Origin of the sequence: Rhizobium aureum (assembly GCF_030182495.1) — a bacterium.
GTDB lineage: Bacteria > Pseudomonadota > Alphaproteobacteria > Rhizobiales > Rhizobiaceae > Rhizobium > Rhizobium tropici_C.
Genome location: NZ_JAQJCI010000003.1, coordinates 306,518 through 330,287, shown reverse-complemented (window position 1 = coordinate 330,287; position 23,770 = coordinate 306,518). Strand labels below are relative to the sequence as shown.

Annotated in this window: 28 protein-coding genes and 1 pseudogene; 11 read left to right on the top strand and 18 right to left on the bottom strand. The window is 60.9% G+C overall.

Going from position 1 to position 23,770, the window contains the following annotated elements; genetic code table 11:
• Nucleotides 1-33: 33 nt before the first annotated feature.
• On the bottom strand, nucleotides 34-432 hold the full coding sequence (gene sdhC, locus PH552_RS10380; protein ID WP_112341368.1) for a succinate dehydrogenase, cytochrome b556 subunit: 399 nt from the start codon (nucleotides 430-432) through the stop codon (nucleotides 34-36).
• Nucleotides 433-734: 302 nt separating this feature from the next.
• On the opposite strand from sdhC, the gene PH552_RS10375 reads away from it, so the two are divergent.
• Nucleotides 735-1,133 carry a hypothetical protein gene (locus PH552_RS10375; protein WP_113249140.1) on the top strand — a complete coding sequence of 133 codons (399 nt, stop codon included), beginning with the start codon at nucleotides 735-737 and terminating at the stop codon, nucleotides 1,131-1,133.
• Nucleotides 1,134-1,139: 6 nt separating this feature from the next.
• On the opposite strand, the pseudogene PH552_RS10370 reads toward PH552_RS10375, so the two are convergent.
• From PH552_RS10370 to tsaD, 7 genes and pseudogenes are all read right to left on the bottom strand, one after another.
• Nucleotides 1,140-1,790: pseudogene (locus PH552_RS10370) on the bottom strand (class I SAM-dependent methyltransferase); the annotation flags it as partial.
• Nucleotides 1,791-1,806: 16 nt separating this feature from the next.
• A complete protein-coding gene (locus tag PH552_RS10365; RefSeq protein ID WP_113249142.1) occupies nucleotides 1,807-2,238 on the bottom strand; it encodes an EVE domain-containing protein in 432 nt (143 codons plus the stop codon).
• A gap of 3 nt (nucleotides 2,239-2,241) precedes the next feature.
• Nucleotides 2,242-2,535: a YciI-like protein gene (locus tag PH552_RS10360; protein WP_112341372.1), complete on the bottom strand. Its 294-nt coding sequence runs from the start codon at nucleotides 2,533-2,535 to the stop codon at nucleotides 2,242-2,244.
• A 65-nt stretch (nucleotides 2,536-2,600) separates the two neighbouring features.
• Nucleotides 2,601-3,035, bottom strand: a complete 435-nt coding sequence (locus PH552_RS10355; protein ID WP_113249143.1) for a PIN domain-containing protein — start codon at nucleotides 3,033-3,035, stop codon at nucleotides 2,601-2,603.
• Nucleotides 3,032-3,331, bottom strand: a complete 300-nt coding sequence (locus tag PH552_RS10350) for a hypothetical protein (protein ID WP_113249144.1) — start codon at nucleotides 3,329-3,331, stop codon at nucleotides 3,032-3,034. The genes PH552_RS10355 and PH552_RS10350 overlap by 4 nt, the downstream gene beginning before the upstream one ends.
• A 52-nt stretch (nucleotides 3,332-3,383) precedes the next feature.
• On the bottom strand, nucleotides 3,384-4,373 hold the full coding sequence (locus PH552_RS10345) for an NAD(P)H-dependent glycerol-3-phosphate dehydrogenase (protein WP_113249147.1): 990 nt from the start codon (nucleotides 4,371-4,373) through the stop codon (nucleotides 3,384-3,386).
• Nucleotides 4,370-5,467, bottom strand: coding sequence for a tRNA (adenosine(37)-N6)-threonylcarbamoyltransferase complex transferase subunit TsaD (gene tsaD, locus PH552_RS10340; protein WP_113249148.1), 1,098 nt, complete (start codon nucleotides 5,465-5,467; stop codon nucleotides 4,370-4,372). Before tsaD ends, PH552_RS10345 begins: the two co-directional genes overlap by 4 nt.
• 84 nt (nucleotides 5,468-5,551) lie before the next feature.
• Between tsaD and hemC the strand changes: the two genes are divergently transcribed.
• The 6 genes from hemC (at nucleotide 5,552) to PH552_RS10310 (ending at nucleotide 11,502) form a co-directional block, all read left to right on the top strand.
• On the top strand, nucleotides 5,552-6,481 hold the full coding sequence (hemC, locus tag PH552_RS10335; RefSeq protein ID WP_113249150.1) for a hydroxymethylbilane synthase: 930 nt from the start codon (nucleotides 5,552-5,554) through the stop codon (nucleotides 6,479-6,481).
• Between the two features lie 6 nt (nucleotides 6,482-6,487).
• On the top strand, nucleotides 6,488-7,216 hold the full coding sequence (locus tag PH552_RS10330) for a uroporphyrinogen-III synthase (RefSeq protein ID WP_113249151.1): 729 nt from the start codon (nucleotides 6,488-6,490) through the stop codon (nucleotides 7,214-7,216).
• Between the two features lie 80 nt (nucleotides 7,217-7,296).
• Nucleotides 7,297-8,562 (top strand): COG4223 family protein, encoded by a 1,266-nt coding sequence (locus PH552_RS10325; RefSeq protein ID WP_113249153.1) that lies wholly within the window; start codon nucleotides 7,297-7,299, stop codon nucleotides 8,560-8,562.
• Nucleotides 8,563-8,577: 15 nt separating this feature from the next.
• Nucleotides 8,578-10,185, top strand: coding sequence for a heme biosynthesis protein HemY (locus tag PH552_RS10320; RefSeq protein WP_113249154.1), 1,608 nt, complete (start codon nucleotides 8,578-8,580; stop codon nucleotides 10,183-10,185).
• Nucleotides 10,186-10,298: 113 nt separating this feature from the next.
• Entirely contained in the window at nucleotides 10,299-10,784 is a 486-nt protein-coding gene (locus PH552_RS10315; protein WP_113249156.1) for a tellurite resistance TerB family protein, read from the top strand.
• Entirely contained in the window at nucleotides 10,777-11,502 is a 726-nt protein-coding gene (locus PH552_RS10310) for a glutamine amidotransferase (protein WP_113249181.1), read from the top strand. Before PH552_RS10315 ends, PH552_RS10310 begins: the two co-directional genes overlap by 8 nt.
• A 67-nt stretch (nucleotides 11,503-11,569) precedes the next feature.
• On the opposite strand, the gene PH552_RS10305 is transcribed toward PH552_RS10310, so the two are convergent.
• The gene (locus tag PH552_RS10305) at nucleotides 11,570-12,826 is read right to left on the bottom strand and encodes an MFS transporter (RefSeq protein ID WP_113249157.1); all 1,257 of its coding nucleotides are present in this window, start codon (nucleotides 12,824-12,826) and stop codon (nucleotides 11,570-11,572) included.
• A 143-nt stretch (nucleotides 12,827-12,969) separates the two neighbouring features.
• Here PH552_RS10305 and PH552_RS10300 point away from each other — a divergent pair, with 143 nt between their 5' ends.
• Entirely contained in the window at nucleotides 12,970-13,263 is a 294-nt protein-coding gene (locus PH552_RS10300; protein WP_112341383.1) for a YggT family protein, read from the top strand.
• Entirely contained in the window at nucleotides 13,260-13,574 is a 315-nt protein-coding gene (locus PH552_RS10295) for a DUF167 domain-containing protein (protein ID WP_112341384.1), read from the top strand. Before PH552_RS10300 ends, PH552_RS10295 begins: the two co-directional genes overlap by 4 nt.
• On the opposite strand, the gene ppa is transcribed toward PH552_RS10295, so the two are convergent.
• The 4 genes from ppa to PH552_RS10275 all read right to left on the bottom strand — a co-directional run bounded on the left by ppa (nucleotide 13,575) and on the right by PH552_RS10275 (nucleotide 17,692).
• Nucleotides 13,575-14,111: an inorganic diphosphatase gene (gene ppa / locus PH552_RS10290; protein WP_112341385.1), complete on the bottom strand. Its 537-nt coding sequence runs from the start codon at nucleotides 14,109-14,111 to the stop codon at nucleotides 13,575-13,577. It lies immediately after the preceding gene.
• 133 nt (nucleotides 14,112-14,244) lie between these two features.
• Complete coding sequence (locus PH552_RS10285) at nucleotides 14,245-14,751, bottom strand: GNAT family N-acetyltransferase (protein WP_113249159.1); 507 nt, start codon at nucleotides 14,749-14,751, stop codon at nucleotides 14,245-14,247.
• Nucleotides 14,752-14,952: 201 nt separating this feature from the next.
• Nucleotides 14,953-16,770 carry a translational GTPase TypA gene (typA, locus tag PH552_RS10280; RefSeq protein WP_069613361.1) on the bottom strand — a complete coding sequence of 606 codons (1,818 nt, stop codon included), beginning with the start codon at nucleotides 16,768-16,770 and terminating at the stop codon, nucleotides 14,953-14,955.
• A gap of 238 nt (nucleotides 16,771-17,008) precedes the next feature.
• Nucleotides 17,009-17,692 carry a glutathione S-transferase family protein gene (locus PH552_RS10275; protein WP_113249160.1) on the bottom strand — a complete coding sequence of 228 codons (684 nt, stop codon included), beginning with the start codon at nucleotides 17,690-17,692 and terminating at the stop codon, nucleotides 17,009-17,011.
• 92 nt (nucleotides 17,693-17,784) lie between these two features.
• On the opposite strand from PH552_RS10275, the gene PH552_RS10270 reads away from it, so the two are divergent.
• Nucleotides 17,785-18,249 (top strand): MarR family winged helix-turn-helix transcriptional regulator, encoded by a 465-nt coding sequence (locus PH552_RS10270; protein ID WP_113249162.1) that lies wholly within the window; start codon nucleotides 17,785-17,787, stop codon nucleotides 18,247-18,249.
• A gap of 76 nt (nucleotides 18,250-18,325) precedes the next feature.
• Here the strand turns inward: PH552_RS10270 and PH552_RS10265 are convergent, their stop codons facing one another.
• Nucleotides 18,326-20,389: a M3 family metallopeptidase gene (locus PH552_RS10265; RefSeq protein ID WP_113249163.1), complete on the bottom strand. Its 2,064-nt coding sequence runs from the start codon at nucleotides 20,387-20,389 to the stop codon at nucleotides 18,326-18,328.
• A gap of 98 nt (nucleotides 20,390-20,487) precedes the next feature.
• Nucleotides 20,488-21,129: a LysE family translocator gene (locus PH552_RS10260; RefSeq protein ID WP_112341391.1), complete on the bottom strand. Its 642-nt coding sequence runs from the start codon at nucleotides 21,127-21,129 to the stop codon at nucleotides 20,488-20,490.
• A 158-nt stretch (nucleotides 21,130-21,287) separates the two neighbouring features.
• Between PH552_RS10260 and PH552_RS10255 the strand changes: the two genes are divergently transcribed.
• Nucleotides 21,288-21,770: a MarR family winged helix-turn-helix transcriptional regulator gene (locus PH552_RS10255; protein WP_112341392.1), complete on the top strand. Its 483-nt coding sequence runs from the start codon at nucleotides 21,288-21,290 to the stop codon at nucleotides 21,768-21,770.
• 78 nt (nucleotides 21,771-21,848) lie between these two features.
• Here PH552_RS10255 and PH552_RS10250 read toward each other — a convergent pair whose 3' ends face one another.
• The 3 genes from PH552_RS10250 to PH552_RS10240 all read right to left on the bottom strand — a co-directional run bounded on the left by PH552_RS10250 (nucleotide 21,849) and on the right by PH552_RS10240 (nucleotide 23,709).
• A complete protein-coding gene (locus tag PH552_RS10250; protein ID WP_113249183.1) occupies nucleotides 21,849-23,072 on the bottom strand; it encodes an argininosuccinate synthase in 1,224 nt (407 codons plus the stop codon).
• Between the two features lie 117 nt (nucleotides 23,073-23,189).
• Complete coding sequence (locus PH552_RS10245; RefSeq protein WP_112341393.1) at nucleotides 23,190-23,477, bottom strand: type II toxin-antitoxin system RelE/ParE family toxin; 288 nt, start codon at nucleotides 23,475-23,477, stop codon at nucleotides 23,190-23,192.
• Nucleotides 23,467-23,709, bottom strand: a complete 243-nt coding sequence (locus tag PH552_RS10240) for a type II toxin-antitoxin system ParD family antitoxin (protein WP_112341394.1) — start codon at nucleotides 23,707-23,709, stop codon at nucleotides 23,467-23,469. Before PH552_RS10240 ends, PH552_RS10245 begins: the two co-directional genes overlap by 11 nt.
• Nucleotides 23,710-23,770 lie beyond the last annotated feature (61 nt).

Genomic DNA, 23,770 nt, shown 5'->3' with positions numbered 1-23,770 from the left:
GCATCCGAGCGCTTCCGGGAGCGGTCATGCCAATCAACCCAGCCGGATGACGATGCCGATGATCCAGACCAAAGCGGTCAGACAGATCGAGCCGACGAGCGTGGCCTTGGCCATCCTGGTCGAAACGGCGGGATCGAAACCATGCCCGAGATCCCACACGAAATGGCGCAGACCGCCAAGCATGTGGTGCAGCAGCGCCCAGGTGTAGCCAAGCAGGATGATGCGGCCGATGATCGTGCCCATGATCCAGTTGACCAGCTCGAAATAGCCCTGGCCCGTCGCCGCGGCGATCAGCCACCAGGCGACCAACAACGTGCCGAAGTAGAGCGCGCCGCCGGTAATGCGGTGAACGATCGACATGACCATGGTAGGGATGGGTTTGTAAATTTGCAGGTGCGGCGACAGAGGCCGGTTTTGTGTGACGTTCGCCATCAGAACCTCGCGGCGTTACGATACGCTTAGAACCCGGTTATCCGGGGCAACGCCCTTACAAAGACATGTAGTGTGCGTTGCATCATTGCGACCATTAATCACCCGGACGCCTATCGACAAGCACAATTGATGCCTGCCTTGAATTTAATCGATTCGGATCGCTCTGCACTTTAGCGAGTATGCAGAGAAGAGCTTTCCAATCCGGGCCGTTTACCATTTCATCAACCCTGGCGTGGACTTCGTTGCGGTCTTGGGGCAATCTGTCGTTAAGATTTCATTAACCGGCCGAAGCGGAGCGAATCATGAAGCCGCATCTTTTCAAGGCAGCAGCGCTCGTTTTGGCGGCAGCAGCCACTCTTTCCTTCGCCCCGGCCTCGGCGGGCGACTACCGCCACTGGCATCATCACGATCGCTCCGGCTTGGTGCACCTGAGCCAAATATCCCAGCCCCAGAGGCGCGAGCAGCAACCTGCCCGGATCGTCATCATGGAACGGCATGACGCGGCAAACGCCGGCAGCTATGCCGGCTCGGCCGATGTCTATCGGGCTGATGGCGGCACCTATGTTATCGGCTATGGCGGCTACAATCCCTATGCCCGCCCCGCCGCGATTCAGCCGAGGCCAAAGGCGAAAGTCATCGATGTCCGCTATGCCGCCAACCCCTGCTCATACGAAGCGGGCGTCTGCGTCATCCGGCACTGACGATCTTTACCCGGCAAGAAATCGCCAAACCGTCGTTTTCTTGACTTCGCTATCCTCAAGTGCCCGCGTGACCGGCACTTGATAGGTGGCCTGTGCCTCCAGACGATCCTTCGGAAGATAGGCCCTGCCGGGATCGCCGACCAGAACGGTCTTCCCGTCGCCCGCCAAACGTCTTAGCCAGGGAACGAGGCTCGCGGCAAAATCGCGATCATAGAAGACATCGCCGGCAAGAATGACGCCCTCATCCACGGCCTGCCCGATCATATCGTCGCCGGAAAAATCCAGGGCCACACCATTTTCAGCAGCATTGAGCCGGATCGCCGTGCCGGCCCATGGATCGATATCGACGGCCAACACATGTCGCGCACCCGCACGTTTGGCAGCAATCGCGACAAGCCCGGAGCCGCTCGCAAAATCCAGCACTGTTCTGCCGGCAACGATCTCCGGATGATCGAGTATATAGCGCGCCAGACCCTGGCCGCCGGCCCAGGCAAAAGCCCAGAAGGGCGGCGGCAGGCCGATCGCTTCCAACTCCTCCTCCGTCTTCAGCCACAGCTCATGCGCCTCGCTTGCCAGCTGCAGCCGGATTTCCGGCACATGCGGCGGCGCCATGAGGCTGGTATTAGCACGGATGAAGCTCTCGGGATCGGTTTTCACTCAACCTCCAGTCGGATCAGACCGGCGGATTGTCCAGACCGCCCATGCGGCAGACTTCCAGCCATTCCTCATCCTTCACGGGCTGCACCGAAAGCCGCATGGAGGTGACGAGCGACATTTGCGAGAGCTTCGGATTGGCCTTGATATCCTTGAGCGACACCGGGTTCGGCATATCACGGACGGCGCGGATGTCGACACATTCCCAGCGCGGATCGTCCTTGGCGGTCGAATCCGGATGCGCGAGTGCGCAGACCTCGACGATACCAACGATTTCGAGCCCGTCATTGGAATGATAGAAGAAGCCCTTGTCGCCGATCTGCATGGCCCGCATGTTGTTCCGGGCGAGATAGTTGCGCACGCCGGTCCATTCGGTGCCTTTTGCGCCGGCATCCTTCTGCTGCTGCCAGGACCAGGAGGACGGCTCGGATTTATAAAGCCAGTGCGCCATCTCTCATGCCTCCGGATTGTTGAAGACCCAGTTGAACGGCTTGATTTCGACGCTCTCGAACAGGCCGGCCTTCGTATAGGGATCGGCATCGGCAAGCGCCTTGGCCGCCTCGATGTTCTCGGCATCGACGACCACGAGGCTGCCGTTCGGCTTGCCCTCCGCGTCCAGGAAGGGACCGGCCATCTTCAGCGTCCCTTCGGCATTGAGCTTGTTCAGATGCTCCAGATGCGCCGGACGCGTCTCCATGCGAACATTCAGATGACCGGGCTTGTCCTTGCAGACAAAGGCAAACAGCATGGTTTAATTCTCCCAAGAAAATCGAAACTATTGATGGCGATGGATAAGGCCTTACTTGCGGCACGTCATCCTGTTTCTGCGCGAAGGGGGTTGATGATATCGAGGCCCCAAAAGTCTTTTTCGTTGTCCGTGGCCAAAACACAATCGTTCACGACAGCTATAGAGGCGATAATCATATCAAAGGCATTTCTTGGGCGCCCAATCGACCGCCCTTCGGCCATGAGTTGCGCCCAGATCAATCCAGCGCGCTCGTCAAAAGGAAGGATTCGCCCGGCAAATACTGTCTGCGGTCCTGCAAAGCTTGAAAACCATGCTTCCAGCAAACTGCGCCTGCGACCCACCGGCATGATTAAAATACCGCGCCGAATCTCGGCCACCACGAGAGATGGAACAAATAAATCGTCATCCGCTTGCTCCGCATACCATGCCAAAAGCGCCTGCGAAGGCTCCGGTTTGATCGCATTGCTAACAATGTTGGTATCCAGCAGGTAGCGCGTCACAGATCGATCTCACGCGGCTCGGTCCGCAGCCGTTCGAGATCCAGTTCAGCGTCTTCGAGAGGAAAACTTCGGAGCGCGGCAATGACACCGCCCTTTTTTGAAGGCTCTTTCGAGATCGTCTTGGTGACGACATCGCGAATGCGGGCCGCTTCGGCACCATCCTCGGCTAAATGCCGTGCCAGCGAGCGAAGGAGCGCCTTATCCTCATCGAGCCCCAGCACCTCGAAGCGTGCCAGACCGCGCTCGCCAAGACGGGAGCGGTAATTCTGCACTGCGCGTTTCTGCGAGCTGGTCATCAGGGTCTCCTATATATCCAGTAATATATCCAGAGACGCCCTGTTATTCAATCTATTCCGTGGTGATCGGCCGCGTCATCAATTGCCCGATGGCTGTGGCTATGTCGAGCTTGCCGTCGATAATGGCGGACACCGCGTCGGTGATCGGCATGTCGATGCCGAGTTCGTGGGCGAGCCGCGAAGCGATGGAAGCGGCATAGGCGCCTTCGACCAGCGCGCCATGCGTCGGATCGCCGGCCTTGCCTTCACCCAGCGCGATACCGAATCGCAGGTTGCGTGATTGATGGCTGGTAGCCGTCAGCACGAGATCGCCAAGACCGGAAAGCCCGCGCACGGTCTCGGCTTTGCCGCCCTTGGCCGCAACGAAGCGAGACATCTCGGCAAGACCGCGGCTGATCAGCGCCGCACGGGCGGAATCGCCGATCCCGCGGCCCTCGACGATGCCGCAGGCAATCGCGAGCACATTCTTCAAGGCACCGCCGAGCTGCACGCCAATGCGGTCATCCGAGGCGTAGAGGCGGAAGGTCGGGCCGGAAATCGCCTGGGCAAGCCGTTCCGCCACCGCCATGTCTGCGGCAGCGATCGCCATGGCAGTCGGCAGGCCCTTGGCGATGTCGGCGGCAAAGCCCGGCCCGGAAAGAACGGCGATGGCATGCTCCGGCAGCTCCCGCTCCAGCATGTCGGTCAGCAGATCGCCGGAAACCTTGTCGATACCCTTGGCGCAGGTGACGACGACGGCATCCTTGGTGAGATAAGGACCATAATGGCGGGCAGCATCGGCCTGCGCCTGCGAGGGCATGGCGAAGAGAATGATGCCGGCATTGGAAACGGCATCCGCCTCGGCCGAAAACCCCAGCGAATCCGGCAGCTCGACCCCGGGCAACACGGCATCATGCATGCGATCGGCGGCGAGATCCGCCATCAAACCGGCCTTGCGGCCGACGAGGGTGACGTCGCTGCGGCCGGTCAACGCGATGACGGCGGCAAGCGCCGTGCCGAAAGCGCCGGCGCCGATGACTGCGATCCGCTCGTTGCCGCTCATGCCTTTGCTCCTCGTTTGCCGTGTCCGAGCAGGGTTTCCGCCTTCTGATCCAGCGGCCAGCGCGAGCGCGGCTGCACATCGAGATCGTCAGGCACCGCTCCCGTTGCCATGCGCTCCAGTCCCGCCCAGGCGATCATGACGGCATTGTCCGTACACAATCTCAATGGCGGCGCGATGAAGCGGAAGCCATTGGCATCGCAAAGCTCCTGCAGCGTGCGGCGCAGTTCGAGATTGGCGGCGACACCGCCGGCCACGACAAGCGACGGCTTTTCCTCGGTCTTCGGGAACTCCGTCTTGAAGCGTTGCAGGCCTCGGCCGATGCGATCCTTCAGCGTGCGCGAGATTGCCTTCTGGAAGGAGGCGCAGATATCGGCAATATCCTGCTCGGTGACAGGAGCAATCGCAGTGGCCGCCTGCCGCACCGCCGTTTTCAGCCCGGAAAAGGAAAAATCGAGACGCGTCTCGCCGACCAGCGGCCGCGGAAGATCGAAACGGTCCGGATTGCCGTTTTTCGCGGCTGCTTCCACGGCCGGGCCGCCGGGATAGGGCAGTCCCAGAAGTTTGGCCGTTTTGTCGAAAGCTTCGCCGAGCGCATCGTCAATGGTCGTACCCCAGCGCTCGTATTGGCCGACACCGCGCACCAGGATCAGCTGCGTGTGGCCGCCGGACACGAGCAGCATCAGATAGGGAAACGCAAGTCCGTCCGTCAGCCGCGCCGTCAGGGCATGGCCTTCGAGATGGTTGATGGCGTATAATGGCTTGCCTATCGCCCGCGAGATCGCCTTGCCGGTCATCAGCCCGACGAGCAGGCCGCCGATGAGGCCGGGACCGGATGTGGCGGCAATGGCATCGACGTCCGAGAGCGACACATTGGCGCGTTTCAATGCTTCGTCGATCAGCGTATCGAGCGCCTCGACATGCGCCCGCGCGGCGATTTCCGGCACGACGCCGCCATAGGCGCTATGCTCGTCCAATTGGCTGAGGACGACATCGGAACAGACCATGGGCGTGCCGTCATCCCGGCGCTCGACAATGGCCGCGGCGGTTTCGTCGCAGCTTGTTTCGATGCCGAGAATACGAAGAACGGATGCCATGGAGAAAGTTCGTTGCCTACAGGTCGATTGCGGTAAAGCGGAAATATGGTTACGGGAACTGTCGGTAACAACGGATCAAAGCGGATGCAAACAAAACCTTTCCGGATCGGCACGCGCGGCAGCCCGCTGGCGCTCGCCCAGGCGCGAGAAGCGCGCGACCGCCTGATGGCGGCCCACGGCCTTCCGGAGGAGATGTTCGAAATCGTCGTTCTCACCACCAAGGGCGACCGCATCACCGACCGCTCGCTCGCGGCAATCGGCGGCAAGGGCCTGTTCACCGAGGAGCTGGAAGAAAAACTGACGTCGGGCGAGCTCGACTTCGCCGTGCATTCGGCCAAGGATATGGCGACGAAGCTGCCCCAAGGCCTCGGGCTTACCGCTTATCTGCCGCGTGAAGATATCCGCGATTCCGTCATCGGCCGCACCGCGCCGAAACTGATCGAGCTGCCGTACGGCGCCACCGTCGGCTCGGCATCGCTGCGCCGCCAGGCGCTGATCCGCCGTCTGCGCCCGGATATCAATGTCATCACCTTCCGCGGCTCCGTCCAGACGCGTCTGCGCAAGCTGGAAGAGGGACAGGCCGACGCCACCTTGCTGGCGCTTGCCGGGCTGAAGCGGCTTGGCATGGTCGAGGTCATCACCGATATTCTCGACCCCGATGATTTTCCGCCGGCACCCGCGCAAGGCGCAATCGCCATCGAAAGCCGGATCGACGATCAGCGGATGAATAACCTGCTCGCCGCCATCAATGACGGGCCGACCTTCGACGCCGTATCCTGCGAACGTGCCTTCCTGGCGGCACTTGACGGTTCATGTCGCACGCCAATAGCCGGCTACGCAATTTGCGAAGGCGATCATCTGCGCTTCTTCGGCATGATCCTCACTCCGGATGGCAGGCAGGTACACACAACAACTATCGAGGGCCACCGGCGCGATGCCGAGGCACTCGGCGTCAATGCCGGCCAGGCGATTCGGGCCGAGGCCGGCAGCACCTTCTTCGAAGACTGGACCTGATGAAAGATGCGCGTCGTCGTCACCCGCCCCCAGCATTCGGGTGAACGCACCGTGCGGCGACTGGCGCAGATGGGGCACGAAGCCCTCCTGCTGCCGCTCGCGGAGCCCGTGCATCATGTCGCAGAAGCAGGGCGGGCGCTCCTGAGCACGCGCGGCGCCATCGCCGTCACCAGTGCCGAAGCAATCCGCACGCTTGCATCATTAGGCGCGGATCTGGCGCCGCATTTAGGTCGCCGTCTTTTTGCTGTCGGAAAGGCCACAGCAAAGGAAGCCGCCGATCTCGGATTCAGCAATGTCGCCGTGTCCGAAGGTGGCGGCGCCGAGCTTGCCACCTTGATATCAGGCCATCCGGCCAGCCCAGGTGGGAACCCCCTGCTCTATCTCGCCGGCTCTCCGCGCGCGCCCGGTTTCGAAGCCGGATTGACGGAGCTGCAGCTGCCTTTCGTCACTGTAGAATGCTACCGGATGCATGACATCACTCCCGAAAATGCCGTTCTTCGCCGGCTTTTTACAGACGCCCGCGCCGATGCCGTGCTGCTTTACTCCCGTCAAACGGCACAGCGCTTTTTCGGCCTACCCTTCGTCCGGCAAAATCCGGAAGCCTTCACCGAAACGCGATTCCTCTGCCTGAGCGAAGCGATCGCCGAAGCCGTTCCGGCGCGGATGCATTCCCAAACCGACATCGCCGACATGCCGAACGAAGACCGTCTTCTGTCGTTCCTGATCCAGGCGTAACGCCGCAATTTTGATCTAAGGCCTTTCCATAATCGTCTTGTCTGTCTAACTTCGTTGCAGCGCATGATAAAGAGGACCTCATGGTATCGCGAAAACCGCCTAACCATTCGAAGCCCAACGACGAACCGGTCACGATCGACCTGGAAGCCGAAAAAACAGCGCAGGACGCAGCTTCGGAAGACGTGACGGAGCGCAGTCATGATGAACCTGGCTCCTCCTCCGCCAATGAAGTGGAAATGCCGCTCGAAACGGACAAGGAGCCGCTTCCCGAGGAATCCAAGGAGTCCATCTTCGCCGCCACTCCGCAAGAACGGCAAACGACGACACAGCAGGCAGAGCCTGAGCCTCCTCACGCCGACCGGCCGCGGCAGCCGCCGCGCGAAGGCTCGACCTCGGGCCTTATTGCGGCCGGCATTGTCGGCGGCTTGATTGCCCTCATCTGTGCCGGCGCCTTGCAATATGCCGGTTTCCTGCCCGGCAGCCGCGCCGCCAAGGACAATTCCGCCGACATAGCCGCATTGAATGCCGAGATCGACGGGCTGAAGCAGAGCATCGCCAATCTCGCTGCCGCGCCGGCGGCCAAGCCCGACGAGACCCTAACAGCCCGCGTCGCAGCGCTGGAGACAAGCGTAGCCAACGGCACGTCTGCGGGCGGATCGGGTGGGGCTGCAGGCGCAGCATCCGACCAGAAGATCGCGTCGCTGACCGGCGAAGTCGAGCAGCTAAAGGCGGACCTCAGCAAGGCGACCCAGAGCCAGGCAACCTCGGATGCCGAAGTCAACAAACGTCTCGACGACGCCGAAAAGAAGCTGAGCGGACCGAGCCAGGAAAGCGCTGTGGCCCGCGCCATCGCCGCAGCTGCGTTGAAGGCGGCGATTGACCGCGGCGGTCCCTTCCAGCCCGAGCTTGATACCTTCGCCAATGTCGCGCCGGACGATCCTGCCGTTGCCGATCTCAAGAATTTCGCCCAAACCGGCGTGCCCTCCCGCGCCGACCTGATCCGCCAGGTCTCCGATGTTGCAACCGCAATCGTCGCAACGGCACAGACGGACGATCCGAACCAGAGCTGGAGCAGCCGCCTGATGGCGGGCGCCAAGTCGTTGGTGCAGGTCCGCCCCGTTGGTAATGTCCCCGGCGACAGCATCGATGCCATCGCCGCCCGCTTCGAGGATAAGGTCAGGAATGGCGATCTGCCGGGCGCGGTTACCGAATGGAACGGCCTGCCCGATGCGGCCAAATCGGCCTCGGCCGCCTTCAAGCAATCGCTGGAGGCCCGCATCCGCGTCGAGGATCTGGTAAGCGACGCCCTGTCGAAGGCGATCGCCAATACCGGGAAACAGAATTAAGGACGGAGTATAGCAATGATCAGACTGCTTATCTTCGCCATTCTTGTCCTGGCCCTCGGCTATGGTTTCTCCTGGCTCGCGGATCGTCCCGGCGATCTCTCGCTGGTCTGGGAAGGCCAGCTTTATCAGACGAAGCTGATCGTCGCCGCCGCGATCCTGATTGCGATCGTGGCGACTGTCATGATCGTCTGGTGGTTCGTGCGGCTGATCTGGACCTCGCCGCATTCCATCACCCGCTATTTCCGCGCCCGCAAGCGCGATCGCGGCTATCAGGCGCTGTCGACGGGCCTGATTGCAGCCGGCGCCGGCAATTCGCTGCTCGCCCGCAAGATGGCGGCCCGCACGCGCGGCCTTATCCGCGCCGATCAGGAGCCGCTCATCAACCTGCTTGAGGCCCAGGCCGCCTTGATTGAAGGTAAGCATGACGAGGCCCGTCAGAAGTTCGAGCAGATGGCCAATGATCCCGAAACGCGCGAACTCGGCCTGCGCGGCCTCTATCTCGAAGCCAAGCGCCTCGGCGCACACGAAGCAGCGCGGCAATATGCCGAGAAGGCGGCCGACCAGGCGCCCTACCTGCCCTGGGCGGCTCAGGCGACGCTGGAATATCGCAGCCAGGCCGGCCGTTGGGATGATGCCATCAAGCTGCTCGATCAGCAGAAGGTTGCCCATGTCGTCGACAAGGCAACCGCCAATCGTCAACGCGCCGTGCTGCTGACGGCCCGCGCCGACGAGAAATTGGAAAGCGATCCCGCCGGCGCGCGCGACGATGCGCTTGCGGCATTGAAGCTCGTGGACGATTTTGTGCCCGCAGCGTTGATCGCCGCCAAGGCGCTCTTCCGCGAAGACAAGGTGCGCAAGGCCGCCTCCATCCTTGAGCAGGTCTGGAAGGCGCATCCGCACCCCGAGATCGGCAGGGCCTATGTACGAGCCCGTAGCGGCGATTCCGTGACCGATCGCCTGAAGCGCGCCGAACGGCTGGAAGCGATCCGCCCCAACAATGTCGAGGCGCTGCTGCTGACCGCCAAGGCGGCGATGGACGCCGGCGATTTCGCAAAGGCCCGCGCCAAGGCCGAAGCCGCCGCGCGGATCGATGCGCGCGAAGGCGCCTTCTTGCTTCTTGCCGACATCGAAGAGGCCGAAACCGGCGATCAGGGCCGCGTCCGCCACTGGATGGCACAGGCATTGCGCGCGCCGCGCGATCCGGCCTGGGTCGCCGACGGTTTCGTCTCGGACAAGTGGCTGCCGCTGTCTCCGGTCACCGGCCGTCTCGATGCGTTCGAGTGGAAGGCACCCTTCGGCCAGATCGAAGGTCCCGTGGAAGAGGGTTCGGCCGTTTCGGTCGATGCGGCACTGAAGTCGCTGCCGCCGGTGCGCGAGGCCGCCTCCACAACCTCGCCGGCGAGGCCAAGTTCACCGAAAGTTGCATCGCCGGCGCGCGATACTTATGTCATGGAATTGGAGCCCGCCGTGGCGAAGGCCGCGCCGAGCGCACCCGGGGCAGCGCCGAAACCGGCGCAGCAGGACGAGGAACCTCGGCCTTTCTTCGGCGGTGCGCCGGACGATCCGGGTGTCAAGGATCACAAGCCTGAACCGGAACCCAAGACACGGCTCAAGCTGTTTTAAGGCAATTCCGGTAAAACCGCGCAGCGGTTTTGTGTCCGGAATTGCGTAAATGCAAAAAGATGGGGCATGGTGACCCAAGCACCCTGCTCGGCCTGCTTTGAGAATGGAAACGCATGTTCGAACGCTTTCAGGAATTTCTTCATAACCTGACCCAAGACCATCCCAGATCCGGCTTTGCACCCGACGACCCACGTGTCGCGGTGGCGGCGCTCTGTATCCAGGTGATGGAGGCGGACGGCAAGATCGAGAACAGCGAGAAGAAAAGGCTGCGCAAGCTCCTGAAGGAACAATATGGTCTCGATGGCCGCCAGCTTGATGCGCTGATCGCCGCCGGTGAGGAAGCCGAAAGCGAGGCGGTTGATTACTATCGTTTCACCTCGGATCTGAAGCGTCATCTCGATAGCACGCAACGCCTCGAACTGCTCGGCATTCTCTGGGATATCGTCTATGCCGATGGAGAACGCAGCGAGATGGAAGACCATGCGATCTGGCGCATCGCCGACCTCATGGGCATTTCCGACCGCGAGCGCATCATGAAGCGCCAGGAAGCAGCCGCACGCGCACCCGGTTCCAGGGTGGAGACAGGCAATGATGATTGAAGCGCCGAGGAACACCGGCCGCCCGATATTGATCGTCCTGCATCAGGAGCGCTCCAGCCCCGGCCGCGTGGGCCAGATGCTGCTGCAAAAAGGCTTCGATCTCGATATCCGCCGTCCGGCCCTCGGCGATCCGCTGCCTCCGACACTTGAGGCCCATGCCGGCGCCGTGGTCTTCGGCGGCCCGATGAGCGCCAACGACCCGGACGAGTTCATCAGGACCGAGACCGACTGGCTGAAGGTTCCCCTTAAGGAAAACCGGCCCTATCTCGGCATCTGCCTTGGCGCGCAGCTGCTCGCCCGCCATCTCGGCGCCAAGGTCAAGGCCCGCGACGACGGCAAGACCGAGATCGGCTGGTATGCCCTGCAGCCGACGGAAAAGGGCCGGCTGCTGATGCACTGGCCGCAGATGGTCTATCATTTCCACCGCGAAGGCTTCGAGCTGCCGCACGGCGCCGACCTGCTGGCGACGGGCGAGACCTATCCCAACCAGGCCTATCGCTATGGCGCCAATGCCTGGGGCCTGCAATTCCATGCGGAGCTCACCCGCGCCATGATGCAGCGCTGGGTCGTGCACGGCGAACATCGCTTCTGCATGCCGAACGCCCAGCAGGGCCGCGAGCATCTCGAAGGCCGCATGATCTTCGACGCAGCCCTCAAGACCTGGCTGTCGGAATTCCTCGATCTCGTCTTCGAGGGCAAGCAGGCAATGGCCGCCTAAGGGCCTTCGCCTGACGAAAATGCTCGCTCGACATCATCGAAAATTTCGATGAGCCGATTGCAGCAGCTCAAACCGGCTGCGGCTCGCTCTCGCGGTCGGGCGCATTGAGGCTATCGATCCGGCGGAGCTGCGGGAAACCCGTGGCCCAGAGGATGGCGACCGTCAGTGTACCCAGCCCGCCAATCACCACGGCGGGGATCGCGCCGAAATAATGCGCCATGGTGCCGGCGCGGAATTCGCCAAGCTCGTTCGACGCACCCACGAACACCATGTTGACGGCATTGACGCGGCCACGGACATGATCCGGCGTCCAGAGCGTAATCAGCGTTTCGCGCACATAGACGGAGATCAGGTCGGATGCACCCATGATGGCCAGAGCTGTTATCGACAGCCATGGCGTATGCGAGATGCCGAAGATCAGCGTGCCCACGCCGAACATGGCGACGCCGGCAAACATGCAGATACCGGCGCGATTGCGGATCGGATAGGTTGCCAGGAAAAGGCCCATGGCGATCGCGCCGAAGCTTGGCGCCGCGCGCAGCATGCCGAGACCCCACGGCCCGAGCGTCAGGATATCGCGCGCGTAGATGGGCATCAGCGCGACGGCGCCGCCGAGCAGCACGGCGAAAAGATCAAGCGAGATCGCACCGAGCACCACTTTCTCCGACCAGATGAAGCGGAAGCCGGCGAGCATCTCATTCAGGCTGCGCCGCTCATGCGCGGTGCGCTGCTGCGGCTTCGGGATCAGGAAGGTCAGCACCGAACCGGCTGCAAAGAAAAGCACGGCTACGGTATAGGCGACATTGGCCCCGATGCCATAAAGCAGGCCGCCGGCAACAGGACCGAGGATGGCGGCCGCATCCCATGACATCGAGTTCCAGGTGATGGCATTCGTCAGGTCTTCGGGCGGGATCAGATTGGGCGCCAGCGACTGCATGGCCGGCGTCATGAAGGCGCGTTCTATGCCGAAGACCGTGAGGATCAGAAAGACCGGCAGCGGCGCGAAGGTGCCCGATACGGTCAGGAACAGCAGGGCAGCCGCACAGAGGGTGCCGACGAAAATGCAGATCGCGGAAATCCGCCGCCTGTTGTAGCGGTCCGCAGCCGTGCCCGTCACCAGGATCAGCAGCAGCGACGGCAGGAACTGAACGAGGCCGATGAGACCGAGATAGATCGGTTGGCCGGTGTGCTCATACATCTGCCAGCCAACGGAGACACTGACGACCTGCGTGGCGAAGGCCGTCAGAAACCGCGCAAAGAAGAAATAAGTATAGGCAATGTGCCTGAAGGCGGCAAACCGGTCGCCGCTGGCGGCAAATGACATGGGACGAGACTTTCCGACGCGAAGACCAGCGTAAACGCCTTCATCCGCCTTTTAAACATGATTCAACATGCTTCGGAGCATGGGACTTGCCCGTTTAGTCGCCAATGTCTACATGTCTGTCAACCGCGAATTTGGAGACGGACATGCTCGCCTTATTTCAAACCATTGATCTGGCTTTGAATCTTTATACCTGGGTGCTGATCGCCAGCGCTATCTTTTCCTGGCTCTATGCGTTCAACGTCATCAATTCGAGCAACCAGTTCGTCAATTCCGTCGGCAACTTCCTCTATGCAGTCACCGAGCCAGCCCTGCGCCCGATCCGCCGCATCCTGCCGGATCTCGGCGGCATCGACATCTCGCCGGTCATCCTGCTGCTGATCATCTTCTTCATCCGCTCGCTGATGTGGAATTCGATCGTCCCGTTGTTCCTGCGGTGAACAAGCCTTGGCAGGCCTTTCCGGATCATGTCAGGCTTTCCGTGCGGCTCACGCCCAATGGCGGGCGTGATGCGATCGATGGGCTGGAAGCCGGCAGCGACGGCGAATGCTATTTGAAGGCGCGCGTCTCGGCAGCACCTGAAAAGGGCAAGGCCAACAAGGCGCTGATCGTGCTGCTTGCCAAGAGCCTCAGCATTCCCAAATCTTCGCTTAGCCTGGTCAGCGGCGACACGGCGCGCAAAAAAATCCTCCGGATCGAGGGCGAACCGGAGGATTTGATGAAGAAGCTTGGAGCTTTGGTAGAGGCCTGATCAGGCCTTTGCCTTCTTGGCGCGGGCGATGGCTTCGACGATGAGCTCACCGGCTTCCTTGGAGCCGCCCCAGCCAAAAATCTTGACCCACTTGCCGGGCTCGAGATCCTTGTAGTGCTCGAAGAAATGCTCGATCTGCTTCACCGTGATCTCCGGCAGATCGGTATATTCCTTGACCTTCTCGTAACGCAGCGTCAGCTTCGGCGAGGGAACGGCGATGATCTTCTCGTCCTTGCCGGAATTGTCTTCCATCTTCAGCACGCCGATCGGGCGGACATTGATGACGCAGCCAGGAACCAGCGGACGCGTGCTGGCGATCAGCACGTCGATCGGGTCGCCGTCTTCGGAGAGCGTGTGCGGAACGAAGCCGTAATTGCCCGGATAGGTCATCGGCGTGTAGAGGAAACGGTCAACGACCAGCGTGCCGGCCTCCTTGTCCATTTCATACTTGATCGGATGGCCGCCGACCGGCACTTCAACGATGACGTTGACGTCTTCGGGCGGGTTCTTGCCAATGGAAATCGCGTCGATACGCATACTTGTCCCCTAGATAAGGATGGTTGCCGCCAGCCAAATAATAGGATTCATGCCGCAACGCAACAACACATCGGGAAAGAGGCGGATTTACTGCATGATTCCTTAAATCGGAATCGATGCGCTACAGCGCCGCTCAAGGCCAGACGAAACCGATCTTGCGAAGCTGCCTGTGATCGAAGGTTTCGATGCCTTCGCAGAAATCCGCGCCGCCCTGCCCGCGATAGAAGCGGTAGGCATTCTCGTTTTCCTCAAGGCACCAGACGACAAGCCCCTTGCAGCCGAGCGACTTCAACAGCCGGCGCGCTTCGCCGAACAACATGCGCCCGAGGCCAAGTCCCTGATATTGCGGGCGAAGATAGAGTTCGTAAACTTCGCCTTCCTGCGGCAGCGCGCGGGCACGGTTGAGGCCGAGCGTGGCATAGCCCGCGATCTCGCCGGCGACATCCAGAACCAGCAGCGTCGCCGGACCGCTGGTCGCCTTGCGCCACCAGTTTTCGCCGCGACGCTCGATCATTTGCCCGAGGGCGCGATGCGGAATGATGCCGGCATAGGTGTACTGCCACGATTGGCGGTGCACCTCCGAAATGGCTCGGGCATCATGGGGTTCTGCCCGCCGAACATCGATCGACAACGTCTTCATAACGTCTACTCTGGTCTTACCTACGCGAATTAACCATCCTCATTCATAAAGATGGCGAACTTGCCCACAGGCTTTATCCGTGGATCATCGACAAAAATTAACGACTTTTTAACCTTTAGGACAAGGGCTCAAAAACCGAACACGCAAATAAAAACCCCGGCACAATGGCCGGGGTCGAATGGCTCGAAGCGAAACAGCCTATCAGGCGAGGCGTGCCTTCTCGTAACGCTTGCGCTCGTTCGGATCGAGATACATCTTGCGGAGGCGGATCGACTTCGGCGTCACTTCCACCAGCTCGTCGTCCTGGATCCAGGATAGAGCGCGGTCCAGCGTCATGCGGATCGGCGGCGTCAGCTTCACGGCTTCGTCCTTGCCGGCGGCGCGGATGTTGGTGAGCTTCTTGCCCTTCAGCACGTTGACTTCGAGATCGTTGTCGCGCGAGTGGATGCCGATGATCATGCCGGCATAGACCTTCTCGCCGGCGTCGATGATCATCGGGCCGCGGTCTTCCAAATTGAACAGGGCATAGGCCACGGCTTCGCCGGCTTCGTTGGCGAGCAGCACGCCGTTCACACGGCCGCCGATTTCGCCCTTGTACGGCTGGTAGTCATGGAACAGACGGTTCATGACGGCCGTGCCGCGCGTGTCGGTCAGAAGTTCCGACTGATAGCCGATGAGGCCGCGCGTCGGCGCCAAGAACACCAGACGGACGCGATTGCCGCCTGAAGGACGCAGCTCGGACATTTCAGCCTTACGCTCAGACATCTTCTGCACGACGATTCCGGAATGCTCTTCATCGACGTCGATGACGACTTCTTCGATCGGCTCGAGCAGCTGGCCGTTTTCATCCTTGTGCATGACGACGCGCGGACGCGAGACGGCAAGCTCGAAGCCTTCGCGGCGCATGGTTTCGATGAGAACTGCGAGCTGCAATTCGCCACGGCCGGAGACATAGAACGAATCCTTGCCTTCGGCTTCCTCGATCTTCAGCGCGACGTTGCCTTCGGCTTCCTTGAAGAGGCGGTCGCGGATGACGCGCGAGGTGACCTTGTCGCCTTCGGTGCCCGCATAGGGGCTGTCGTTGACGATGAAGGACATGGTGACGGTCGGCGGGTCGATCGGCTGTGCGACCAGCGGCTCACTGACCTGCGGGTCGCAGAAGGTGTCGGCAACCGTGCCCTTGGAAAGGCCGGCAATGGCGACGATGTCGCCTGCCTGCGCTTCTTCGATCGGCTGACGCTCGATGCCGCGGAAGGCGAGGATCTTGGAGATACGGCCGGTTTCGATGAGGTTGCCGTCGGCACCCAGAACCTTGACAGCCTGGTTCGGCTTGATCGAGCCGGAGTGGATGCGGCCGGTGATGATGCGGCCGAGGAAGGGGTTGGCTTCCAGGATCGTGCCGATCATGCGGAACGGGCCTTCGCCGACGGTCGGCTCGGGAACGTGCTTGACAACGAGATCGAGAAGCGGACCGAGGCCCTCTTCCTTCGGGCCGTCAGGCGAATAGTTCATCCAGCCGTTACGGCCGGAACCGTAGAGGATCGGGAAATCGAGCTGTTCGTCGGTCGCGTCGAGATTGGCGAAGAGATCGAAGACTTCGTTGATGACTTCGTCTGCGCGGGCGTCCGGACGGTCGATCTTGTTGATCGCAACGATCGGGCGCAGGCCGACCTTGAGCGCCTTGCCGACGACGAACTTGGTCTGCGGCATCGGGCCTTCGGCGGCGTCGACGAGAACGATCGCGCCGTCCACCATCGAGAGAATGCGCTCGACTTCACCGCCAAAGTCGGCGTGGCCGGGGGTGTCGACGATATTGATGCGGGTGTCCTTCCAGACGACCGAGGTCGCCTTGGCAAGAATGGTGATCCCGCGCTCCTTTTCCAGATCGTTGGAGTCCATGACGCGCTCGGCAACGCGCTGGTTCTCGCGGAACGAGCCGGACTGCTTCAAGAGCTCGTCGACGAGGGTGGTTTTCCCATGGTCAACGTGCGCGATGATCGCGATGTTGCGAAGTGCCATATGTCTTAATCTCTGAGGCTGGGGCGCAGTGTTTCAGTAACACGCCAATTGCATTTGGCGCGCTCATACCCTTTTTTTCGCGAATGCGAAAGGGGGGAGGCAAGAAAGGGGCTGAAAGCTTGCCCTTGCGCCCCCACGAATACATCAATCTCGCGTTGGCCGGCGGCAAAGCCTCTGCTGACCCATGCCGCCAACATAAACGGCATGCGGTGCCTTAGCCGGTATTTTTGTGCCCTCCTCAGGCAGCCAGCTTCAGCAACCACGCGTCATGATTCACCAGGAAAGCCTTGAGGCGCTCGGGGTAGTCCTGCGTCACCGCATCTCGCACGCTTTGCCGCGATGCCAGCTCTGTGCGCCATGTCTTGACACGCGGTAGGCCGTCGAAAACGCCGGTCGATGTGATGGTGTCGAACACATCGAAGTAACGAAAGATCGGCGCAAAAACCGCATCGACCAGGCTGAACGCTTCTCCGGCAAAAAAAGGCCCGTTTCTCAATTCCGCCTCGACACGAGCAAATTTATCGATCAGCGCTCTGCGCTTGGCCTCATAGGTCCCCTCGTCCTTCGCGGTCTCGAACCCCCACAAGTCCGAAAGGATGGAAGAGCCGAATTCCATCCAGCCGCGATGGCGGGCACGCGCGAGCAGATCGGCGGGGTGGAGCCGAGCGCCGGATTGGGTTTCCTCGAGATATTCGCAGATTACCGCGCTTTCGAACAATACCGTTTCTGATCCGTCACCCTGCCGCACGATCAGGAGGGGCACCTTGCCGAGCGGAGAAATGGCAAGAAACCAGTCGGGCTTTGCAGACAGGTCGACATAGCGGATCTCGAATGGCGCGGCCTTTTCAGCGAGCGTGATGGCTGCCCGCTGGACGTAGGGGCAGAGATAGTGGCTGACGAGGATCAGCCTTCCGTCGGACATGATCAAATCTCCCAGAGGCTCCGTTTCAGATAGATGTAATTGCATCTATATTCAGACTTGTCGCAGTCGTCAATATAGATGTAATTGCATCCATGTCCGATGATTCAGATGCCGCCCCTTCAAAACCCTCCGCCGCGGTGACGCGAGCATGGGTGCGCCTCGTGCGCACCCAGCAAATCGTCCTTGCGGCGATCGAACAGGATTTGAAGGCAGCCGGCCTGCCGCCACTCGGTTGGTACGACGTACTATGGGAACTGACGCAGGCCACGGACGGGAAATTGCGGCCCTATGAGATCGAGGAGCGCACGCTGCTCGCCCAGCATAATCTCTCCCGCCTTCTCGACCGGATGGAAAAGGCCGGTCTTGTTCATCGTGAAATATTTTCCGAGGACGGACGAGGCCGCTGGGTGGTTATCACCGAGGCAGGGAGTGCCATGCGCAGCCGCATATGGACCGTCTATGCTGCGGCGCTCCAGCGCTACGTGGGCGATAAGCTCGACGACGCCCAAGCCGATCAGCTCACCGAGTTGTTAGATCTGCTTTCGCGCAAGCCTTGATTGACCGGGAAAGATCAACTCAGTCGCGAAAGTGGACCTTCCGCGACCGATCTTGTGACACACCGAAGGTGGGGAATCAGGCCGCCAGCCCCTTCTTCTTCAGCATCGCATCTGCACTCGGCAGCTTGCCGCGGAAGGCCTTGTAGGCGTCTTCCGGATCGATCGAGCCGCCGACGGAGTAGATGTTGGCCTTCAATTTTCCGGCCATGTCGGAATTGAAGGCATCGCCGGTTTCCTCGAAGGCGGCGAAGGCATCGGCATCGAGCACCTCCGACCACATGTAGGAATAATAGCCGGCCGAATAGCCGTCGCCGGAAAACACATGCTGGAAGTGCGGCGTCGCATGGCGCATGACGATGGATTTCGGCATGCCGATCTCCGCAAGCACCTGTGCTTGTACCGCCATAGGATCCTCGACGGCGCCGCGCGTATGGAAGGCCATGTCGACCAGAGCCGAGGAGGTGAACTCGACCGTGTTGAAACCGGCATTGAAGGTGCGGGCCGCCAGAACCTTGTCGAGCAGCGCCTGCGGGATCGGCGCGCCAGTCTCGTAGTGGACGGCATATTCCTTAAGGATGGCGGGTACCGTCAGCCAATGCTCGTAGAGCTGCGACGGCAGTTCGACGAAATCGCGCGAGACGCCGGTGCCCGATACCGAGGGATAGGTGACGTTGGAAAGCATTCCGTGCAGCGCATGGCCGAATTCGTGAAACAGCGTCCGCGCATCGTCGAGCGACAAGAGCGCCGGCTTCCCTTCCGCCGGCTTGGCGAAGTTGCAGACATTGTAGATGATCGGCAGTTCACCGACCTTACCGTTCTTCAGCGGCAACTTGTGCTGCGACTGGAACGAGCTCATCCAGGCGCCGGAGCGCTTCGAGCTGCGCGCGAAATAGTCGCCGAGGAACAGGGCGACGAGCTTGTCGGAACGGTCACGGATCTCGAAGACGCGGACGTCGGGATGATAGGCGGGAATGCCCTTCTGCTCGACTGCCTTGATGCCGAAGAGGCGGCCGGCAACGTCGAAGCAGGCGGCAATGATCTTTTCGAGCTGCAGATAGGGCTTCAATTCAGTTTCGGAGAAATCGAACTTCCGCGTCCGGATCTTCTCGGCATAGTGCCGCCAGTCCCAGGGCATGACCTCGTGATTGCGGCCTTCCTCGGCAATCAGCGCCGCAATATCCCTTTCCTCTTCCGCTGCACGCGCGGCCGCCTTGGCCCAAACGGTCATCAGAAGATCGTTCACCGCATTCGGCGTCTTCGCCATGGTATTGTCGAGCTTGAGTTCGGCGAAATTGGCATAGCCGAGCAGCTTTGCCTTCTCTGCCCGGAGCGCCAGCGTCTTGCGGACGATCTCGCGGTTGTCGGTCTCGCCGCCATTGGCGCCGCGCGCCACCCAGGCGTTGAAGGCTTGTTCGCGCAGATCGCGGCGCTCGGATGAGGCGAGAAACGGTTCGATGATCGAGCGCGACAGCGTGACGGCGTATTTGCCTTCGTCGCCGCGTTCGCGGGCCGCCGCCGCCATGGCATCGCGCAGATAGTCTGGAAGACCTGCAAGATCGGCCTCCTCAGACAGCAGCAGCGCCCAGTTCTTCTCATCCGCCAGCACGTTTTGGCCGAACTGCGCGCCGAGGCCCGCAAGCGTCTCGTTGATTGCAGAAAGCCGCTCCTGCTCCACCTTCGGCAGCTTTGCGCCCGACTTGACGAAGCCTTTCCAGTGCCGCTCCAGAACGCGGGTCTCTTCGAGCGTCAGCCCGAGCGCTTCGCGGCCCTCCCACAGAGCGTCGAGACGGGCAAAGAGCGCCGCATTCGTGCCGATCTTCGAGTAATGCCGCGCCATCTTCGGCGCGATCTCGCGCTCGAGTGCCTGGATGATCTCGTTCGTGTGCGCACCCGCCTTGTTCCAGAAGAGCGCGGAAATGCGCGAGAGTTCATCGCCGGCGATTTCGAGCGCGATCACGGTATTGGCGAAGGTCGGCGCCTCGCTATTGCCGGCAATCGCATCGATCTCGGCCTCATGCGATGCGAGCGCCGCATCGAAGGCAGCGGCAAAATCCGTATCCTTCACCGCATCGAAACGCGGCAGCCCCTGATGTCCGGTCCATTCGGTGAGCGCAGGATTGACGGCGGCAAGAGAAGACATGCAAGGCATCCTTTCGACAGCATCTGATCGAAGCACGATATAAGGCTGCTCTCGCCGAATTGGTATGGCGGGGGAGCGAACAAATTGAACGAGGATGGTCAGGCCTTGCGCCAGCCAAGCAGGCCGGGCGTGGCGTGCCAGAGCGCCTGCGCCGCAAAGCCCATAAAGAGCACGCCCGAGCAGCGCACGATCAGCCGCTCATGTGCGCGATAGAAACGCCGGACAGCGCTGGCGCCGATGATGCTGATCAGGATAAGATCGGCAGTGATAAAACCCGCAAGGGAAACGGCTAGCAGCAGCGGCAACGCGCTGAAGGTCAATGCGCCGGCGGAACCCGCGACAAGAGCCGTGAAAGTCGCCAGGGCCACGGGATATCCCTTGGGATTGGTGACGCCGAAGATCAGGCCGCGACGGAACGGGCGGTTAACATTGACGAGTGCCTTACCGTCACCCTTCGGCTTGGCGGTCACGGCGCTCCAGCCGATCCAGGCAAGATAGAAGCCGCACAGCAAACCGAGCAGATCGAAGACGAAGGTGCCGATAGTCTTGGCACCGACGATGGCGACCAATGCGAGCGTCGACCAGACGAGATCACCAAGCAGATGGCCGCTGACGAAGAATGCACCCGCCTTGCGGCCCTGGCCGGCGCCAATGCCGAGCAGCGCCAGGAATGCGGGACCGGGAATAAGGACGTAGAAAAGCGCGGCCAGAAAGGCACCGACAACAAGCGATTGCGTCATGATGAGTGTTCCCGCTGTTAATCGCGCGAGAGTAGCAATCTGCTGAACCCGGTCAAGCAGCAGCGCGTTTTCGGACAGAAGTCGTTGTGTTCATAGAACGAAATCAATAAGAACGTTGTGGGGCCTAAAAATTAAAGAGCGTAGGTAGGGAAGCGCTTATGAGCAGCAGGATTAATACGGATTCACTTGCCTTTCTTGTGACCGACTGCGCCCGACTGATCAGGGCGGCCTTCGAGCGACGTATTCTTGTCGCGGGGCTCGGACTGACGGCGGGCGAAGCGCGGACGCTGATGCAGGTGGCCGCCATCAACGGCAGCCGCCAGCTCGACATCGCCTCCCGGATGGGGCTGGAGCCGATGACGGTCAGCGCCTTTCTGGACAAGCTGCAGGCGCGCGGCTTGATCGAACGCCAACCCGACCCGCTCGATCGCCGCGCCAAGCGGATCGTGCTTTCGGAATCCGCCGACGCCAAATTGAAGCAGATCGACAGGGAAATCTGCGAAGTTGAACGCAACGCGACGCAAGGCTTCGACAAAGACCTTCAAGTTCAGCTGCATGACGCACTCTGCGCCTTCCGCAGCAATCTGCAGAAAGCCGAAGCACCTGCCGAAGTCGAACGTGAATTGAGACCGGTCGATTAACTCCGGCCGCCACTTTCCACATAAGAAAGCCCGCCTCCGGCGACCGGAAGCGGGCCCTTCAGCATCTGGAAATGTCGATTATTTCGACATATTGCGCTTGGCGAGCGTGCGCAGGCGCAGCGCGTTCAGCTTGATGAAGCCAGCGGCATCCTTCTGGTCGTAGGCGCCCTGGTCGTCCTCGAAGGTGACCAGCTTGTCGGAATAGAGCGACTTCGGGCTTTCGCGGCCGATGACCATGACATTGCCCTTGTAGAGCTTCAGCGTCACTTCGCCTTCGACGTGCTCCTGGCTCTTGTCGATCAGTGCCTGCAACATTTCGCGCTCCGGCGAAAACCAGAAGCCGTAGTAGATCAGCTCGGCATAGCGCGGCATCAGCTCGTCCTTGAGGTGTGCGGCGCCGCGATCGAGCGTGATGGACTCGATGGCGCGATGGGCTGCAAGCAGGATCGTACCGCCGGGCGTTTCGTAGACGCCGCGCGACTTCATGCCGACGAAGCGGTTCTCGACGAGGTCGAGACGGCCGATGCCGTTGTCGCGGCCATACTCGTTCAACTTCGCAAGCAGCGTTGCCGGGCTCAGACGCTCGCCATTGACCGAAACGGCATCACCCTTTTCGAAGCCGACCTTGATGACCGTGGCCTTATCGGGAGCAGCTTCCGGCGAGATCGTGCGCATATGCACATACTCAGGCGCCTCCTGCGACGGATCTTCCAGAACCTTGCCTTCGGAAGAGGAGTGCAACAGGTTGGCATCGACGGAGAACGGCGCTTCGCCCTTCTTGTCCTTGGCAACCGGAATCTGGTGCTTCTCGGCGAATTCGAGGAGGTCGGTACGGCTCTTGAACGACCAGTCGCGCCAGGGGGCGATGATCTTGATATCCGGGTTCAACGCATAGGCCGAAAGCTCGAAACGAACCTGGTCGTTGCCCTTGCCGGTCGCGCCATGCGCGATGGCGTCGGCACCGGTTTTCCTGGCGATATCGATGAGGTGCTTGGAGATCAGCGGACGGGCGATCGAGGTGCCGAGCAGGTAGACGCCTTCGTAAACGGCATTGGCGCGGAACATCGGGAAGACGAAATCGCGCACGAATTCCTCGCGCACGTCCTCGATATAGATTTCCTTGATGCCGAGCATTTCAGCCTTCTTGCGCGCCGGCTCCAGCTCTTCGCCCTGGCCGAGATCGGCGGTAAAGGTGACGACTTCGGCGCCGAGCTCCGTCTGCAGCCACTTCAGGATAATCGAGGTGTCGAGACCGCCGGAATAGGCGAGAACGACTTTCTTCACGTCTTTATGTGATGCCATGATGAGTTCCGTTTCAAGGCGGACCAGAGAAAAGGCCCGCAAAGCTGTATCGCGGAACTTTTAGCGAGATTATCGTGCGGCGCAAGGGGAAGCGCGGCGGGACCTCTCAGGACGGCATCAGAGATGAGCGCCGATGTTCATCCGCCGATGCAGGATGCGGATGATCGTGACCGTTTGGGCGCTATCCTTATAGCCGGAGGCGAGAGCAAGATAATCTCGTTTGATGCCGCTGACCTTGCGACCACGTGCGGTCCCAGCTGCCAGTTCCGGAAAACAACCAATCAGCTCTTTATAATAAGTATTTGCCTGCTGAAGAGACCAAGCCTCAAATGTATATCGCCAAATAGCTTCCAAATCCTGTCGTGCTTTCGGCAAGAGCTTATAGGATCGGCCTTTAACGGACATGTTTGCGGTGCAGCTCGGTCAGAAACGCTTCACCGTCAAACTCCTCCGGCTCGCCCGAGGCTTCGCCTTCGGCGATCGCCGCCGCAATCGCTTCTATTTCCGCCCGGCTGCGCAGCAATTTCAGCGCAGCATCGATGACCTCGCTTGGCGAATCGTAATTGCCGTGGCTGATCTGCTCGCCGATAAAGGCGTCCATCTGCTCGTCGATCTCTACGGACATATGTTTTGTCACGGGCGCGACCTCCAGCGGTTTGACTTGATTGCCGAAAGTACCATATTCGGCGGCGACCGAA

Bases quoted from the DNA above. Each gene is read 5' to 3' on its own strand.
- sdhC (WP_112341368.1), bottom strand. From the start codon at position 432: ATGGCGAACGTCACACAAAACCGGCCTCTGTCGCCGCACCTGCAAATT.
- PH552_RS10375 (WP_113249140.1), top strand. From the start codon at position 735: ATGAAGCCGCATCTTTTCAAGGCAGCAGCGCTCGTTTTGGCGGCAGCA.
- PH552_RS10365 (WP_113249142.1), bottom strand. From the start codon at position 2,238: ATGGCGCACTGGCTTTATAAATCCGAGCCGTCCTCCTGGTCCTGGCAG.
- PH552_RS10360 (WP_112341372.1), bottom strand. From the start codon at position 2,535: ATGCTGTTTGCCTTTGTCTGCAAGGACAAGCCCGGTCATCTGAATGTT.
- PH552_RS10350 (WP_113249144.1), bottom strand. From the start codon at position 3,331: ATGACCAGCTCGCAGAAACGCGCAGTGCAGAATTACCGCTCCCGTCTT.
- PH552_RS10345 (WP_113249147.1), bottom strand. From the start codon at position 4,373: ATGAGCGGCAACGAGCGGATCGCAGTCATCGGCGCCGGCGCTTTCGGC.
- tsaD (WP_113249148.1), bottom strand. From the start codon at position 5,467: ATGGCATCCGTTCTTCGTATTCTCGGCATCGAAACAAGCTGCGACGAA.
- hemC (WP_113249150.1), top strand. From the start codon at position 5,552: ATGCAAACAAAACCTTTCCGGATCGGCACGCGCGGCAGCCCGCTGGCG.
- PH552_RS10330 (WP_113249151.1), top strand. From the start codon at position 6,488: ATGCGCGTCGTCGTCACCCGCCCCCAGCATTCGGGTGAACGCACCGTG.
- PH552_RS10325 (WP_113249153.1), top strand. From the start codon at position 7,297: ATGGTATCGCGAAAACCGCCTAACCATTCGAAGCCCAACGACGAACCG.
- PH552_RS10320 (WP_113249154.1), top strand. From the start codon at position 8,578: ATGATCAGACTGCTTATCTTCGCCATTCTTGTCCTGGCCCTCGGCTAT.
- PH552_RS10315 (WP_113249156.1), top strand. From the start codon at position 10,299: ATGTTCGAACGCTTTCAGGAATTTCTTCATAACCTGACCCAAGACCAT.
- PH552_RS10310 (WP_113249181.1), top strand. From the start codon at position 10,777: ATGATTGAAGCGCCGAGGAACACCGGCCGCCCGATATTGATCGTCCTG.
- PH552_RS10305 (WP_113249157.1), bottom strand. From the start codon at position 12,826: ATGTCATTTGCCGCCAGCGGCGACCGGTTTGCCGCCTTCAGGCACATT.
- PH552_RS10300 (WP_112341383.1), top strand. From the start codon at position 12,970: ATGCTCGCCTTATTTCAAACCATTGATCTGGCTTTGAATCTTTATACC.
- ppa (WP_112341385.1), bottom strand. From the start codon at position 14,111: ATGCGTATCGACGCGATTTCCATTGGCAAGAACCCGCCCGAAGACGTC.
- PH552_RS10285 (WP_113249159.1), bottom strand. From the start codon at position 14,751: ATGAAGACGTTGTCGATCGATGTTCGGCGGGCAGAACCCCATGATGCC.
- typA (WP_069613361.1), bottom strand. From the start codon at position 16,770: ATGGCACTTCGCAACATCGCGATCATCGCGCACGTTGACCATGGGAAA.
- PH552_RS10275 (WP_113249160.1), bottom strand. From the start codon at position 17,692: ATGTCCGACGGAAGGCTGATCCTCGTCAGCCACTATCTCTGCCCCTAC.
- PH552_RS10270 (WP_113249162.1), top strand. From the start codon at position 17,785: ATGTCCGATGATTCAGATGCCGCCCCTTCAAAACCCTCCGCCGCGGTG.
- PH552_RS10265 (WP_113249163.1), bottom strand. From the start codon at position 20,389: ATGTCTTCTCTTGCCGCCGTCAATCCTGCGCTCACCGAATGGACCGGA.
- PH552_RS10260 (WP_112341391.1), bottom strand. From the start codon at position 21,129: ATGACGCAATCGCTTGTTGTCGGTGCCTTTCTGGCCGCGCTTTTCTAC.
- PH552_RS10255 (WP_112341392.1), top strand. From the start codon at position 21,288: ATGAGCAGCAGGATTAATACGGATTCACTTGCCTTTCTTGTGACCGAC.
- PH552_RS10250 (WP_113249183.1), bottom strand. From the start codon at position 23,072: ATGGCATCACATAAAGACGTGAAGAAAGTCGTTCTCGCCTATTCCGGC.
- PH552_RS10245 (WP_112341393.1), bottom strand. From the start codon at position 23,477: ATGTCCGTTAAAGGCCGATCCTATAAGCTCTTGCCGAAAGCACGACAG.